The organism is Pseudomonas sp. ACN8, from assembly GCF_002303925.1.
Taxonomy (GTDB): Bacteria; Pseudomonadota; Gammaproteobacteria; order Pseudomonadales; family Pseudomonadaceae; genus Aquipseudomonas.
The window spans coordinates 51,262-66,143 of sequence record NZ_MRCS01000026.1; the positions used below are offsets into that span (position 1 = coordinate 51,262).

At 57.0% G+C, this 14,882-nt stretch carries 14 protein-coding genes and 4 tRNA genes; 15 read left to right on the plus strand and 3 right to left on the minus strand.

Annotation, left to right across the window (positions count from 1 at the left end; genetic code table 11):
- Nucleotides 1-134 precede the first annotated feature (134 nt).
- Together BSF44_RS16190 and BSF44_RS16195 are read left to right on the plus strand one after the other, a co-directional pair.
- On the plus strand, nucleotides 135-377 hold the full coding sequence (locus BSF44_RS16190) for a hypothetical protein (RefSeq protein WP_008048837.1): 243 nt from the start codon (nucleotides 135-137) through the stop codon (nucleotides 375-377).
- Between the two features lie 29 nt (nucleotides 378-406).
- Nucleotides 407-1,156, plus strand: a complete 750-nt coding sequence (locus BSF44_RS16195) for a TerC family protein (RefSeq protein WP_095944362.1) — start codon at nucleotides 407-409, stop codon at nucleotides 1,154-1,156.
- A gap of 78 nt (nucleotides 1,157-1,234) precedes the next feature.
- Here BSF44_RS16195 and BSF44_RS30345 read toward each other — a convergent pair whose 3' ends face one another.
- A complete protein-coding gene (locus BSF44_RS30345; protein ID WP_172435357.1) occupies nucleotides 1,235-1,402 on the minus strand; it encodes a hypothetical protein in 168 nt (55 codons plus the stop codon).
- A 179-nt stretch (nucleotides 1,403-1,581) separates the two neighbouring features.
- On the opposite strand from BSF44_RS30345, the gene BSF44_RS16200 reads away from it, so the two are divergent.
- The 3 genes from BSF44_RS16200 (at nucleotide 1,582) to BSF44_RS16210 (ending at nucleotide 2,850) form a co-directional block, all read left to right on the plus strand.
- On the plus strand, nucleotides 1,582-2,316 hold the full coding sequence (locus BSF44_RS16200) for a peptidase C39 family protein (RefSeq protein ID WP_095944363.1): 735 nt from the start codon (nucleotides 1,582-1,584) through the stop codon (nucleotides 2,314-2,316).
- A gap of 94 nt (nucleotides 2,317-2,410) precedes the next feature.
- On the plus strand, nucleotides 2,411-2,617 hold the full coding sequence (locus tag BSF44_RS16205; RefSeq protein WP_095944364.1) for a DUF6021 family protein: 207 nt from the start codon (nucleotides 2,411-2,413) through the stop codon (nucleotides 2,615-2,617).
- Nucleotides 2,618-2,634: 17 nt separating this feature from the next.
- Nucleotides 2,635-2,850 carry a hypothetical protein gene (locus BSF44_RS16210; protein ID WP_095944365.1) on the plus strand — a complete coding sequence of 72 codons (216 nt, stop codon included), beginning with the start codon at nucleotides 2,635-2,637 and terminating at the stop codon, nucleotides 2,848-2,850.
- Nucleotides 2,851-2,908: 58 nt separating this feature from the next.
- On the opposite strand, the gene pbpG is transcribed toward BSF44_RS16210, so the two are convergent.
- Both pbpG and folD read right to left on the minus strand, forming a co-directional pair.
- Nucleotides 2,909-3,847: a D-alanyl-D-alanine endopeptidase gene (gene pbpG, locus BSF44_RS16215; RefSeq protein ID WP_095944366.1), complete on the minus strand. Its 939-nt coding sequence runs from the start codon at nucleotides 3,845-3,847 to the stop codon at nucleotides 2,909-2,911.
- 235 nt (nucleotides 3,848-4,082) lie between these two features.
- A complete protein-coding gene (gene folD / locus BSF44_RS16220) occupies nucleotides 4,083-4,937 on the minus strand; it encodes a bifunctional methylenetetrahydrofolate dehydrogenase/methenyltetrahydrofolate cyclohydrolase FolD (RefSeq protein WP_095944367.1) in 855 nt (284 codons plus the stop codon).
- 274 nt (nucleotides 4,938-5,211) lie between these two features.
- Between folD and BSF44_RS16225 the strand changes: the two genes are divergently transcribed.
- The 10 genes from BSF44_RS16225 to BSF44_RS16270 all read left to right on the plus strand — a co-directional run bounded on the left by BSF44_RS16225 (nucleotide 5,212) and on the right by BSF44_RS16270 (nucleotide 14,688).
- Nucleotides 5,212-5,288, plus strand: a tRNA-Arg gene (locus BSF44_RS16225).
- A 32-nt stretch (nucleotides 5,289-5,320) separates the two neighbouring features.
- Nucleotides 5,321-5,396, plus strand: a tRNA-His gene (locus tag BSF44_RS16230).
- Between the two features lie 56 nt (nucleotides 5,397-5,452).
- Nucleotides 5,453-5,537, plus strand: a tRNA-Leu gene (locus BSF44_RS16235).
- 77 nt (nucleotides 5,538-5,614) lie between these two features.
- Nucleotides 5,615-5,690 (plus strand) — tRNA-His (locus BSF44_RS16240).
- A 386-nt stretch (nucleotides 5,691-6,076) separates the two neighbouring features.
- Entirely contained in the window at nucleotides 6,077-7,387 is a 1,311-nt protein-coding gene (gene tig / locus BSF44_RS16245; RefSeq protein WP_057714092.1) for a trigger factor, read from the plus strand.
- A 93-nt stretch (nucleotides 7,388-7,480) separates the two neighbouring features.
- Nucleotides 7,481-8,116, plus strand: a complete 636-nt coding sequence (gene clpP, locus BSF44_RS16250; protein WP_095944368.1) for an ATP-dependent Clp endopeptidase proteolytic subunit ClpP — start codon at nucleotides 7,481-7,483, stop codon at nucleotides 8,114-8,116.
- Nucleotides 8,117-8,227: 111 nt separating this feature from the next.
- The gene (gene clpX / locus BSF44_RS16255; RefSeq protein ID WP_095167797.1) at nucleotides 8,228-9,511 is read left to right on the plus strand and encodes an ATP-dependent Clp protease ATP-binding subunit ClpX; all 1,284 of its coding nucleotides are present in this window, start codon (nucleotides 8,228-8,230) and stop codon (nucleotides 9,509-9,511) included.
- A 251-nt stretch (nucleotides 9,512-9,762) separates the two neighbouring features.
- Nucleotides 9,763-12,159, plus strand: coding sequence for an endopeptidase La (lon, locus tag BSF44_RS16260; RefSeq protein WP_008048849.1), 2,397 nt, complete (start codon nucleotides 9,763-9,765; stop codon nucleotides 12,157-12,159).
- A gap of 149 nt (nucleotides 12,160-12,308) precedes the next feature.
- The gene (locus BSF44_RS16265) at nucleotides 12,309-12,581 is read left to right on the plus strand and encodes an HU family DNA-binding protein (protein WP_002552737.1); all 273 of its coding nucleotides are present in this window, start codon (nucleotides 12,309-12,311) and stop codon (nucleotides 12,579-12,581) included.
- Between the two features lie 235 nt (nucleotides 12,582-12,816).
- Nucleotides 12,817-14,688 carry a SurA N-terminal domain-containing protein gene (locus BSF44_RS16270; protein ID WP_095944369.1) on the plus strand — a complete coding sequence of 624 codons (1,872 nt, stop codon included), beginning with the start codon at nucleotides 12,817-12,819 and terminating at the stop codon, nucleotides 14,686-14,688.
- Nucleotides 14,689-14,882 lie beyond the last annotated feature (194 nt).

Here is a 14,882-nt window from a genome sequence, read left to right on the forward strand (position 1 = left end):
ATCTCTAACACTTCGTAAAAAACGAAGTATAACCGCTGAAAATACGAATTTTCCTGAAGTGTTTACTTCCCTAGAATGCATCGCTATCAACGGGCCATCGTTTAGGTCCCGTTCGTTCTATCGAGGAAAGCATCATGAAGCTTAAAGCCACGGCACTGCTGATCACGTCTTTACTGGTACTGGCCGGTTGCGACCAGGCCGAGAAAAGCGCGCAACAATTGATGGGCAAGGCTGCCGAAAGCGCCAAACAGGCGATTGACGATACCCACAAGGCCGCCGAGCAAGCGCTCAGTGACGCCACCAGCGGGTTGATCAGCAAAAAAGAATCATCGGAAAAAGAATCGGAAAAAACCGAATCTTCCTCCCAGGAAATCTAAACCGTATTACAACGAGTCAGGACTGACCCATGGACTACCTTTTACAACTTGCCGCCAGCCCCACCGCCTGGGTCGCCCTTGCCACCCTGATCGTGATGGAGATCGTGCTCGGCATCGATAACCTGATCTTCATCTCGATCCTGACCAACAAGTTGCCCTTGCACAATCGCCAGCGCGCACGGCGCATTGGTATCGGTATGGCGTTGATCCTGCGTCTGGGCTTGCTGAGCACCATCGCGTTCATCGTGCAGTTGACTGCGCCGGTGATCGAGATCCTGGGCCACGCGTTTTCCTGGAAAGACATGATCCTGATTGCCGGTGGCCTGTTCCTGTTGTGGAAGGCGACCACCGAGATCCATCACAGCATGGACCCGGCGCCGGAAGATCCGAAGTCGGCGACCTCGACCGTGACCCTGGGCTTCGCTGCCGCGATCGGTCAGATCCTGATGCTGGACATGGTGTTCTCCATCGACAGCATCATTACCGCTGTCGGCATGACCGAGCATTTGCCGATCATGGTCATCGCGGTGGTGGTGTCGGTACTGGTGATGTTGCTGGCGGCTGATCCGCTGGCCAAATTCATCAACGACAACCCGACGGTGGTGATGCTGGCCCTGGGCTTCCTGATCATGATCGGCATGACGCTGATTGCCGAAGGCTTTGGCGCCCATGTACCGAAAGGTTACGTCTATGCGGCCATGGCATTCTCGGCTGCGATCGAGGTGTTGAACATGATGTCCCGTCGGTCCAGGGAGAAGCGGGCAGCCACTGAGGCCTGACCCACGCTAAAGGAAACGGCCGCCTGAACTCGAAGGAGTGCAGGCGGCCGTTTTTGTTGGTTTGGGGTAAAGGTGTGGTCAGTGAGCGTTGGCGGGCTGGTTCGGCGTCTTGTCTGCTTCAGGCGCAGGGGCCGGCCGGACAGGGTGATGGTGGCGGCGAGTAATGCGCAGCACGCCCCACAGCATGGCGGCGGCGACCGCCAGCCAGCCGCAAACCAACATTACAATGATCATGGTCAGGCTCATCTGTGCCTCCTCTTTGCCCTTCTTTGGGCACTCACGCTTCGCTGTCGTCTCTTCAGGGAACAGTCTAGCCGTTGCTGCATTTCAGGCTATTGACCGAAAGTCGCCTGTCACCAACCAGTTCGCTCTATCGAATTCACTCCACTACCGTTTAGAGCTATACCGTAGCGGCGCGGCGACCTATGATCGACGACCAAGCCGGGAATGGGATTGCCTGGCGTCTGAACCTGAACAAGAGAGAGATGATGGTGCGGGGATTTTCTCGAATTTTGTCGAGCATGCTGATCGCTGGTTGCGTGGCAAGCCTGGCGGGCTGTGCCGGGAGCGTTGCGCCCGAGATCAAGCGCTTGCCCGAGCGTGTCGAGCTCAGTGGCCGGTTCTACCGGGGCGATGCGTATCAAAGCGGGCCGCAGGTGCTGGCCAGCATGCTGTCCCAGCAGGGCATCGTGATTACCCCGGGACTGCTCGACAAACCCTTGCATTTGCCAGGGGGCGAAGCCCAATTACAACAGAACATGCAGAACCTGGCCCGGGAGTACGGGATGGTCGTTTATCCCCTCGACAGCAACCTGGCGGCGTTGTTGACGCAAGTCGCCGCCGGTTATCCGGTGATGGTGCGCTTTACCGAAGGCTCGGCCATGTGGGCCGAACCGCGATACGCCATTCTGGCCGGCTACAACCGTCAGAAGCAGACCGTGCTGCTGCGTGCCGGGATGAACCGCCGCGAACTGATGAGCTTCAGCTCCTTCGAGTCGGCGTTCAAGGACGCCGGTGGTTGGGCGGTGCTGATCCAGAAACCGACGCAAATACCGGCCCAGGTCGATCAGCAGCGATGGCTCAAGGCCGCCAACGATCTGGCCCAGGCCGGTCAGGAGCAGGCCGCCGCCAGGGCGAAAAAAGCCTTGGCCAGCCAGTAAGTCCGTTGGTCACCCGCCGGGCACCATTGTCCACCGCCAGCCTCTGATCTAAAGGGCCCGCAACATCACTTCGGGCCAAGATCAGGAGGCTCCCATGGCTGATTCCACAACCCCCGTCGGTCCGCACTCGTCTGAACATTCGTCTGGCGATGAGTTGGGTTTCGATCCCGATTCCCCGGACCTTGCCGATCCTCAGGTCGACCCGATCGGGCCCGCCAAGGCACCGAGGGACGTGAAGCCGGGTGACAACCCCAAGGCACCGGCCAAGCCCTATGATCCACTGGGCAACCTGAAGCCTTAGGTTCAATGGAGGTATGTATGTCTACCGATTCCAGTTTCGACGACAAACGTCCGGAAACCGTCCCCACGACTCCCGAGCAAAGCACCGATCCGGTGATGGACCCCGACAGCCCTTTGAGGGATCCCCTGGCGCGGCCAACGGTGGTGCCCACTGGAAAGCCGAAGGGGTGGAGGGATCCAAGTGCTGGCGACGGCATCCCGGATGACGACCAGATGCCGCTGCCCAACGACTGACGTTGCGACGAAAAAAAGCCCCGGATGTTCGGGGCTTTTTCATGGGTTTGCAGCAAGGTTACTTCGAGGCTTCAACCACGCCGCTCTGGCGCTGCTTGAGGTTCTTGTCTGCCTTGTACTGCAAGGCCACGGAAGGCACCTCCGCGCTCTTTCCGCTCTCTACCCAATTACGCATGCGCGTGGCATCGGCGAAGTGGGTGTACTTGCCATAGGCGTCAAGGATCACCAGGGCCACCGGGCGGTTGCTCATTCGGGTCACCAGCACCAGGCAGTGACCTGCTTCGTTGGTGAAACCGGTTTTTGTCAGCTGGATGTCCCAGTCCGGCTTGCGGACCAAATGGTCGGTGTTGCGGAAACCCAGGCTGTAGTTCGGTTTGCGAAACGAAACGGTCTTTTCCTTGGTTGTACTCAGCTCGGTCAGCAGCGGGTACTTGTGCGCGGCGATCAACAGTTTGCTCAAATCACGAGCGGTCGAAACGTTGCGCGGCGAGAGACCTGTCGGTTCGACGAAATGGGTATTGGTCATGCCCAAGGCCCGGGCCTTGGCGTTCATTGCAGCAATGAACGCGGCATAACCACCCGGATAGTGGTGGGCCAGGCTTGCGGCGGCCCGGTTTTCAGATGACATCAGGGCAATAAGCAGCATTTCCCGGCGCGGCAGTTCGCTCTTGAGCTTGACCCGGGAGTACACACCTTTCATTTCCGGTGTGTCGCTGATGTTGATGTTGATGTATTCATCCATGTTTTGTCGGGCTTCAACCACGACCAGGCCGGTCATCAGTTTGCTGACGGACGCGATGGGGACGACAACGTCCGGATTGCTGGCATAGATGACTTTGTTGGTCTGCATATCCAGCAGTAAAGAGCTGCCGGAAGCGAGTTTGAGTTGCGAGGTATCCCGAGGCGCGGCGGTGGTTTCGCCAGCGCTGGCGATTGGCGTGATGAAAGTCCCTGTAACTGCAAAAAATAGGCTCAGGATGGAAAGACGGATTTTCACGCTGGCAGACTCGTAAGGTGTTGATAAGCCGTTTTGTAACGGGCTATTTCGTAAAAAGCGCGACATTCTGGAGTATGGCTGAATAACTGTCGATGGTTGTTCAAGTAACGGGTGAAAGTCCTGAGAAACATGAAAAAAAAGTCATTTTCCGGCGGGCGGTCGGTGTTTCTCGCAGGCAAAAAAAACCCCGCCAGGGCGGGGTTCCTTGTCACGCTGTCAGCGTCCGCGGTGTAACTCAGCTGTGCAGGGTTTCGGCGGCATACAGGGTGTTTTCCAGCAGGCAGGCACGGGTCATCGGGCCTACGCCGCCCGGTACAGGAGTGATCCAGCCGGCGCGGGGCAAGGCGGTTTCGTAGATCACGTCACCCACCAGCTTGCCGTCTTCCTGACGGTTGATGCCGACATCGATCACGATCGCGCCTTCCTTGATCCACTCGCCCTTGACCAGGCCCGGCTTGCCGGCGGCGACGACGACCAGGTCCGCACGGCCGACATGGCCGGCCAGGTCCTTGGTAAAGCGGTGGGTGACCGTCACGGTGCAACCGGCCAGCAGCAATTCCATGGCCATCGGACGGCCAACGATATTGGACGCGCCGACAACCACGGCATCCATCCCGTAAAGGTCGACACCGGTGCTTTCCAGCAGGGTCATGATGCCTTTGGGGGTGCATGGGCGCAGCAGCGGGATACGCTGGGCCAGGCGACCGACGTTATAAGGATGGAAACCGTCGACGTCTTTGTCCGGACGAATGCGTTCCAGCAGCCTGGACGCGTCCAGGTGTTCGGGAAGCGGAAGCTGAAGCAGGACGCCGTCGATTGCAGGGTCGTCATTCAGGCGATCGATCAGCTCGGTCAGCGCTTCTTGAGTGGTTTCCGAAGGCAGGTCATAGGCTTGGGATAGAAAGCCGACCTCTTCACAGTCTTTACGCTTGTGCGAGACATAAACCTGAGAGGCAGGATCGCTGCCGACCAGGATCACCGCAAGGCCGGGCGTGCGCAGGCCTTGCTGGCGACGCTCGGTGACACGTTGGGCGATCTGCTGGCGCAGGCTGGCGGCGATCGATTTGCCGTCGATAAGTTGTGCAGTCATTGCGCGTGATTAACCATCGAGAGGGGAAAAAAAGAGAACGCATTCTCGCATGTCATGCGGTGAGGGCAAAGGCGCTTGGTCTGCAAATTCCCCTAACTCCTTTAATTAAATGAATTTTTTTTAAAAAGGATTTGACGACCTTCGGGTGGCTCTATACTATTCGTCGCACTTGTCGGGCACAGCCTAGCACTGGTTAGGAAGGTTGAGCGGGATTACGGTTCTGCGAGACTGGAAAGCACTTAGTTTGTAGTCCTCCAAGGTTACAGCTAACAAGGCGCCCGTAGCTCAGCTGGATAGAGCATCCGCCTTCTAAGCGGATGGTCGCAGGTTCGAGTCCTGCCGGGTGCGCCATTAGGCAGCTTTGGCACAAGTAGCGCGATATGGTGGGCGTAGCTCAGTTGGTAGAGCACGGGATTGTGACTCCCGTTGTCGTGGGTTCGATCCCCATCGTCCACCCCATATTTCGAAAGGCGCCAGATTAACAGTCTGGCGCCTTTGCTTTAAAGGCTTCACCCGCGGATGTGGTGGAATTGGTAGACACACTGGATTTAGGTTCCAGCGCCGCGAGGCGTAAGAGTTCGAGTCTCTTCATCCGCACCAATTAAAGCTTCACTCAGGTCGTTGGCCTGGCTGGAGCTTGATAAAGAAGTTGTTTGGCTTCTTTAACAGGCAATATGGTGGGCGTAGCTCAGTTGGTAGAGCACGGGATTGTGACTCCCGTTGTCGTGGGTTCGATCCCCATCGTCCACCCCATATTTCGAAAGGCGCCAGATTGAAAAGTCTGGCGCCTTTTTTGTTTCAGCGGCCGCAGGTTCCGGGTCGCAGGGGCAGGGCGTTTCGTCGTATTTATGTTTCTCGATGATGCGGTCCTGCCCGCCGGCCTTGCTTGCGAGTTCGGCTGTCAGGGAGATGATTGGCGACCTCCTCTATATATGGAAAGGTTGGCGCAGAGCCCTGGCGTGATTGGTTGTATTTGCCATCGGGGCGAGGTGCATTCGTGCATTCGCACCTATAAATTGCCTGCTGCGTTTTTACCCGTTTTCAGTAGGGTGACTTCTTGAGTTTGACCCACTAGAATGCATGCCCTTGATTCTGGGGTCGGAAACGGCCGGCTAACGTCTGTGCAACGAGGAATATCCATGCAAGTTTCTGTTGAAAATACTACTGCTCTTGAGCGCCGCATGAGCGTCACCGTGCCGGCTGAGCGCATCGAGAGCCAGGTCAACAAGCGTCTGCAGCAGACCGCCCAAAAGGCCAAGATTGCTGGCTTCCGTCCAGGCAAAGTGCCAATGAGCGAAATCAAGCGCCGTTTCGGTGCCGACGCTCGCCAGGAAGCGGTAGGCGACGTGATCCAGTCTTCTTTCTACGAAGCTGTGGTTGAGCAGAAGCTGAACCCGGCCGGTCAGCCTTCGATCGAGCCGAAATCCCTGGAAGCGGGCAAGGACCTGGAATACGTAGCCGTATTCGAAGTGTTCCCTGAGTTCACCGTTGCCGGTTTCGAAGGTATCACCGTAGAGCGCCTGAGCGCTGACGTGTCTGATGCTGATCTGGACAAGATGCTGGACATCCTGCGCAAGCAGAACACCCGTTTCGAAGTGGCCGATCGCGCCGCTCAAAACGAAGACCAGCTGAATATCGATTTCGTCGGCAAGGTCGACGGTGAAGTGTTCGCTGGCGGTTCCGCCAAGGGTACTCAGCTGGTTCTGGGTTCCGGCCGCATGATCCCTGGTTTCGAAGATGGCCTGGTTGGCGCAAAAGCCGGTGAAGAACGCGTTCTGAACCTGACTTTCCCAGAGGACTATCAGAACCTGGACCTGGCTGGCAAAACCGCCGAGTTCACCGTGACCGTCAACACCGTTTCCGAGCCAAAGCTGCCAGAACTGACCGAAGAGTTCTTCGCTCAATTCGGTATCAAGGAAACCGGTCTGGAAGGCTTCCGCGCCGAAGTTCGCAAGAACATGGAGCGCGAGCTGCGTCAGGCGATCAAATCCAAGGTCAAGAATCAGGTAATGGACGGTCTGCTGGCCACCAACCCGATCGAAGTGCCAAAGGCTCTGCTGTCCAACGAAGTTGACCGTCTGCGCGTGCAGGCTGTCCAGCAGTTCGGCGGCAACATCAAGCCTGACCAACTGCCGGCCGAGCTGTTCGAAGAGCAAGCCAAGCGCCGCGTAGTGCTGGGCCTGATCGTGGCTGAAGTGGTCAAGCAGTTCGACCTCAAGCCTGACGAAACCCGCGTTCGCGAGATGATTCAGGAAATGGCTTCGGCCTACCAGGAGCCTGAGCAAGTTGTGTCCTGGTACTACAAGAACGACCAGCAACTGAACGAAGTTCGCTCGGTTGTGCTGGAAGAGCAAGTTGTGGATACTGTTCTGCAGAAAGCTAGCGTGACCGACAAATCGGTCTCTTACGAAGAAGCGGTCAAGCCGGTAGAAGCTCCACAAGCCGACTGATCACTTTTGCGGTAAGAAGCAAACACCATAAGCCAGCCTTCGAGCTGGCTTATGCGTATTCAAGACATAACTATTTGGGAGTGACTGCAGAGCATGTTCCGTAATTCGTATATTCAGCAGAACTCTGATATCCAGGCCGCAGGCGGCCTGGTCCCGATGGTTGTCGAGCAGTCCGCTCGTGGCGAGCGCGCCTACGACATCTACTCGCGTCTCCTCAAGGAGCGGGTGATCTTTCTGGTTGGTCCGGTAGAGGACTACATGGCCAACCTGATTTGTGCGCAACTGCTGTTCCTTGAAGCGGAAAACCCGGACAAGGACATCCATCTCTATATCAACTCCCCGGGCGGTTCGGTGACGGCGGGCATGTCGATCTATGACACCATGCAGTTCATCAAACCCAACGTGGCGACCACCTGTATCGGTCAGGCGTGCAGCATGGGTGCGTTCCTGCTGACGGCCGGTGCACAAGGCAAGCGTTACTGCCTGCCGAACTCGCGTGTGATGATTCACCAGCCACTGGGCGGTTTCCAGGGCCAGGCGTCGGATATCGAAATCCATGCCAAGGAAATCCTCTTCATTCGTGAGCGTCTCAACACGCTGATGGCCCAGCACAGCGGGCGCACTCTCGAAGAAATCGAGCGTGATACCAATCGCGACAATTTCATGAGTGCAGAAGCCGCGCGTGAGTACGGGTTGATCGATGAAGTGATCAGCCAGCGTCCTGCTTAAAATAAGCAGCTCAAAATAAGGTTGGTCGGCGGGTCCGACACCTGCGGGCTTGAAAAAGCCCGCAATAGCCTTCATCTTGTGTTGCAAGCCTATCGGATTTGGATCGAACGAATGACTGACACCCGCAACGGCGAGGACAACGGCAAGCTGCTCTATTGCTCCTTCTGTGGCAAAAGCCAGCATGAAGTACGCAAATTGATTGCCGGCCCCTCGGTCTTTATCTGCGACGAGTGCGTCGACCTGTGCAACGACATCATCCGCGAGGAGGTGCAGGAAGCACAGGCCGAAAGCAGCGCGCATAAATTGCCTTCGCCTAAAGAAATCAGCGGCATCCTTGATCAGTATGTGATTGGTCAGGAGCGTGCGAAAAAGGTTCTGGCCGTAGCGGTGTACAACCACTACAAGCGCCTGAACCAGCGTGACAAAAAGAATGACGACGTCGAACTCGGCAAGAGCAACATCCTGCTGATCGGCCCGACAGGCTCGGGTAAGACCCTGCTTGCCGAAACACTGGCCCGCTTGCTGAACGTTCCGTTCACCATCGCCGACGCAACCACCCTCACCGAGGCGGGTTACGTGGGTGAAGATGTCGAGAACATCATTCAGAAGCTGTTGCAGAAGTGCGATTACGACGTGGAAAAAGCCCAGATGGGCATTGTCTATATCGATGAAATCGACAAGATTTCGCGCAAGTCTGACAACCCGTCGATCACCCGGGACGTTTCCGGTGAAGGCGTGCAGCAGGCCCTGCTCAAGTTGATCGAAGGCACGGTCGCTTCCGTTCCGCCACAAGGCGGTCGCAAGCATCCGCAGCAGGAGTTCCTGCAGGTCGACACCCGTAACATCCTGTTCATCTGTGGTGGTGCGTTCTCTGGTCTGGAAAAGGTTATTCAAAACCGTTCCACCAAGGGCGGCATCGGCTTCAACGCAGAAGTGCGCAGCAAGGAAGAAGGCAAGAAAGTCGGTGAGTCCCTGCGTGAAGTCGAGCCTGACGATCTGGTCAAGTTCGGTCTGATCCCGGAATTCGTTGGTCGTCTGCCGGTACTTGCCACGCTGGACGAGCTCGACGAGGCTGCATTGATGCAGATCCTCACTGAGCCGAAAAATGCCCTGACCAAGCAGTATGCCAAGCTGTTCGAGATGGAAGGCGTGGATCTGGAATTCCGCAGCGACGCTCTGAAATCGGTCGCCAAGCGCGCCCTGGAGCGTAAAACCGGTGCCCGTGGCCTGCGTTCGATTCTCGAAGGTGTATTGCTCGACACTATGTATGAAATCCCCTCGCAATCGGAGGTGAGCAAAGTAGTGATCGATGAAAGCGTGATAGAGGGCAAGTCCAAGCCATTGTATATCTACGAAAACAGTGAGCCTGCTGCCAAGGCAGCGCCAGACGCTTAAGCGTCGCGCAGCCGGTACAAAGAAGGGGCCTTCGGGCCCCTTTGCTTTTGTGGGAGCTGGCCTGCCGGCGAAGGCGAGCTGACAACCCATCTGATTTTCGGATGTGTCCGGACCATCACAAACGCTGCCATCAGCGGCAATCTTTTAAGTCGTACTTTTATCCGCTTGTTTTTTTCCAGAGCAGCCCCCATCTTGGTTTCAAGCTTACTTCCATCTGTTTCCGGCCTTATGGCCGCCGTAGAGGCGAAATCATGAAGACAACCATCGAATTGCCTCTCCTGCCATTGCGTGATGTCGTGGTTTATCCGCACATGGTTATCCCGCTGTTCGTGGGGCGCGAGAAATCCATCGAAGCCCTCGAAGCTGCGATGACGGGTGACAAGCAGATTCTTCTGCTGGCCCAGAGAAACCCGGCTGACGACGATCCCGGTGAAGAGGCCCTGTACCGCGTTGGTACGATTGCCACCGTTCTGCAGCTGCTGAAGCTGCCTGACGGAACGGTCAAGGTTCTGGTCGAAGGCGAGCAGCGGGGCGCTGTCGAGCGCTTCAGCGAAGTGGACGGCCACTGCCGTGCCGAAGTCTCCCTGATCGACGAAGTCGAAGCACCAGAGCGCGAGTCGGAAGTGTTCGTTCGCAGCTTGCTGTCCCAGTTCGAGCAATATGTGCAGTTGGGCAAGAAAGTCCCGGCTGAAGTCCTGTCGTCGCTCAACAGCATCGATGAGCCAGGCCGCCTGGTAGACACCATGGCCGCGCACATGGCATTGAAAATCGAACAGAAGCAGGAAATCCTCGAAATCATCGATTTGTCGGCCCGGGTCGAGCACGTCCTGGCGTTGCTGGATGCCGAGATCGATCTGCTGCAAGTCGAAAAACGCATTCGCGGCCGCGTCAAAAAACAAATGGAGCGCAGTCAGCGCGAGTACTACCTGAATGAGCAGATGAAGGCCATTCAGAAAGAGCTCGGCGACAGCGACGAAGGTCACAACGAAGTCGAAGAGCTGAAAAAGCGTATCGATGCTGCCGGCCTGCCGAAAGACGCACTGGCCAAGGCGACGGCCGAGCTGAACAAGCTCAAGCAGATGTCGCCGATGTCCGCGGAAGCGACTGTGGTGCGTTCGTACATCGACTGGCTGGTTCAGGTGCCGTGGAAGGCTCAGAGCAAGGTACGCCTGGACCTGGCGCGTGCAGAAGACATTCTGGATGCCGACCACTATGGCCTCGAAGAGGTCAAGGAACGCATCCTTGAATACCTCGCCGTGCAAAAGCGCGTGAAGAAGATTCGTGGTCCGGTGTTGTGCCTGGTCGGTCCTCCCGGGGTGGGTAAAACGTCCCTGGCGGAGTCGATTGCTCACGCCACCAACCGTAAATTCGTACGCATGGCCCTCGGTGGTGTGCGTGACGAGGCGGAAATTCGTGGTCATCGCCGTACTTACATCGGTTCGATGCCAGGAAGATTGATTCAAAAGATGACAAAAGTGGGTGTCCGCAACCCGCTGTTCCTGCTCGACGAAATCGACAAGATGGGCAGCGACATGCGTGGCGATCCGGCATCGGCGTTGCTGGAAGTGCTCGATCCCGAGCAGAACCACAACTTCAACGATCACTATCTGGAAGTCGATTACGACCTGTCCGATGTGATGTTCCTGTGCACCTCGAACTCGATGAATATCCCGCCGGCGTTGCTGGACCGGATGGAAGTGATCCGTCTGCCGGGCTACACCGAAGACGAGAAGATCAACATCGCCGTCAAATACCTTTCGCCAAAACAGATTACGGCCAACGGCCTGAAGAAAGGCGAGTTGGAGTTTGATGCGGAAGCGATCCGCGACATCATCCGCTACTACACCCGTGAAGCCGGTGTGCGTGGGCTGGAACGCCAGATTGCCAAGGTTTGCCGCAAGGCCGTCAAGGAGCATGCGCTGGAAAAACGCTTTTCGGTGAAGGTCACCGCAGACATGCTGGAGCACTTCCTGGGCGTGCGCAAATTCCGCTACGGCCTGGCCGAGCAGCAGGATCAGATCGGTCAGGTGACCGGGCTGGCGTGGACTCAGGTGGGCGGCGAACTGCTGACCATTGAAGCCGCGGTAGTGCCGGGCAAGGGCCAGTTGATCAAGACCGGTTCTCTGGGCGACGTGATGGTCGAGTCGATCACCGCTGCCTTGACCGTAGTTCGCAGCCGGGCGAAGAGCCTGGGCATTCCCCTGGACTTCCATGAGAAGCGCGACACGCACATCCATATGCCGGAAGGGGCGACGCCCAAGGACGGCCCTAGCGCCGGCGTGGGCATGTGCACGGCCCTGGTATCGGCATTGACCGGCATTCCGGTGCGCGCGGATGTCGCCATGACCGGCGAAATCACGCTGCGTGGCCAGGTCCTGGCCATTGGTGGCTTGAAAGAAAAACTGCTGGCTGCCCATCGCGGCGGAATCAAGACGGTGATCATTCCTGAAGAGAATGTGCGCGATCTCAAAGAGATTCCGGACAATATCAAGCAGGATCTACAGATTAAACCGGTTAAATGGATTGACGAGGTCCTGCAAATTGCGTTGCAATACGCGCCGGAGCCCTTGCCGGACGTGGCTCCGGAGATAGTCGCGAAGGATGAGAAACGTGACGCAGATTCTAAGGAAAGAATTAGCACGCATTAGTACGTATTTGCCTGGGGGGCTTTCTTGACAGCTTTTTAGAGCCCTTGTTATAAAGCGGCTCTTAAGTGTCTGTAGGCCATTCAGCACTCGTTTTTGCTTTCACCAAAAAAACTTAGAATCATACTCAAATAGATATAAGGGGACTTAGAGTGAACAAGTCGGAACTGATTGATGCTATCGCTGCATCCGCTGATATCCCGAAAGCTGCTGCTGGCCGTGCGCTGGACGCTGTAATCGAATCCGTCACTGGCGCTCTCAAGGCTGGCGACTCTGTTGTTCTGGTTGGTTTCGGTACCTTCTCCGTAACTGATCGTCCGGCTCGCATTGGTCGTAATCCACAGACCGGTAAGACGCTGGAAATCGCAGCAGCCAAAAAACCAGGTTTCAAAGCCGGTAAAGCACTGAAAGAAGCTGTCAACTAAGTTCGATTCAGGTTTTTACCCATCCGGGTCGGGGTCATGCCTGACTTGGCAGCGGAGCGGCAGTCCTGTCTGCAGGTCGCCGGTTCAAGACACCGAGGGTCGCCAGTTCGAGCCCCTCGATCCGCTCCGCCAGTTACGAGAAGGCGCATCCTCGGATGCGCCTTTCTTCTATCCGGATTCTACCCACGCTCCACGGTTGCCTAATTTTTGAAGTTCAACCGTTTCTGGGGGACGCATGCTGCAGAATATCAGGGACAATTCACAAGGCTGGATTGCCAAGACTATTATCGGGGTCATCGTTGCACTGATGGCTTTGACCGGTTTCGACGCCATTTTTCAGGCCACGACGAACAAGAATGAAGCGGCGAAGGTCAATGGCGAAGAAATCAGCCAGAACGAGCTGAGCCAGGCGGTCGATATGCAACGCCGCCAGCTCATGCAACAGCTGGGCAAGGATTTCGATGCTTCCTTGCTCGATGAAAAAATGCTGCGCGAGTCGGCTCTCAAGGGCCTGATCGATCGCAAGCTGCTGCTGCAAGGCGCAGAAAGTTCGAAATTCGCTTTTTCCGAAGCGGCTCTGGATCAGGTCATCCTGCAAACGCCTGACTTTCAGGTGGATGGCAAGTTCAGTTCCGAGCGTTTCGACCAGGTGATTCGCCAACTCGGCTACACCCGCATGCAATTCCGCCAACTGATGGCTCAGGAAATGCTGATCGGTCAGCTGCGTGCCGGCCTGGCCGGTAGCGGTTTCGTGACCGACGCACAGGTACTGGCCTTTGCCCGTCTGGAAAAACAGACTCGCGATTTTGCCTCCCTGAACATTAAGACCGACCCGGCAGCGGTGAAGCTGACCGACGATGAGGTCAAGGCTTACTACGACGAGCACGCCAAGGAATTCATGACGCCGGATCAGGTGGTCATCGATTACCTCGAGCTGAAGAAGGCTTCCTTCTTCGATCAGGTCAGCGTCAATGACGAAGACCTGCAGGCGGCCTATCAGAAAGAAATCGCGAACCTGTCCGAGCAACGTCAGGCGGCGCATATTCTGATTGAAGTGAACGACAAGACCACCGAGGCGCAAGCCAAGGCGAAGATCGAAGAGATCCAGGCCCGTCTGGCCAAGGGCGAGAAATTCGAGGCGCTGGCCAAGGAATTCTCCCAGGATCCGGGTTCGGCGAACAACGGCGGTGACCTGGGTTATGCCGGTCCTGGCGTCTACGACCCTGCGTTCGAGAAAGCCCTGTATTCGTTGACCAAGGATCAGGTTTCCGCGCCGGTGCGTACCGATTTCGGGTTCCACCTGATCAAGCTGTTGGGCGTGGAAGCGCCAGAAGTTCCGACATTCGCCAGCCTGAAAGACAAGCTGACCCGCGAAATGAAGGCCCAGCAGGTCGAACAGCGGTTTGTCGAGGCGACCAAGCAACTGGAAGACGCCTCGTTCGAAGCCTCCGATCTGGCTCAGCCGGCGCAGGACCTGAAACTGACCGTCCATACGTCCAAGCCGTTCGGCCGTGAAGGCGGTGAGGGTATTGCCGCCAACCGTGCCGTGATCACGGCTGCGTTCAGCCCGGAAGTGCTGGATGAGGGTGCGAACAGCACCGCCATCGAGCTGGATCCGGAAACCGTGGTCGTATTGCGCGCCAAGGAGCACCTGAAGCCTTCGCAATTGCCGCTGGAAAGCGTTTCTGCCGCGATCCGTGTGCAATTGGCCAAGGAACACGCCAGCGCCGATGCCAAGACCAAGGCTGACACCCTGATTGCCAGTCTGCGCGACGGCAAGACCCCGCTGGATCAGGCGATCGACGGCCAGACCTGGAAAGTCACCGAGGCGGCGACCCGTGCTCAGGAAGGTGTCGACCCGGCGGTGCTGCAAGCGCTGTTCCGCATGGCGAAGCCTGTGGCCAAGGACAAGCCGACCTTCACCAGCGTGACGCTGGCTGATGGAAGCCTGATGATCGTGCGCCTCAATGGCGTGAACGAAGCCGCGGCGCCGACTGAAGAAGAGAAAGCACAGTATCGTCGCTACCTCGCTTCGCGCATCGGCCAGCAAGACTTCGCGGCCTATCGCAAGCAGCTGGAAAGCCAGGCGGAGATCAAGCGTTACTGATGCCTGACCAGGTTTAGTGCTGCACAGAAGACCCCGGCCGAAAGACCGGGGTCTTTTTTTGTTGTGCGCCGTACGTCATTTGCCGCGGTGACTTTTACGCAAAACCGGGGTCAATCAGCCTGTAACCGTAATAAGACAGATCGATGCTCCGCTGAGCATCGATCTGTTGCACAATATGCCCCGAACCGTTTTCC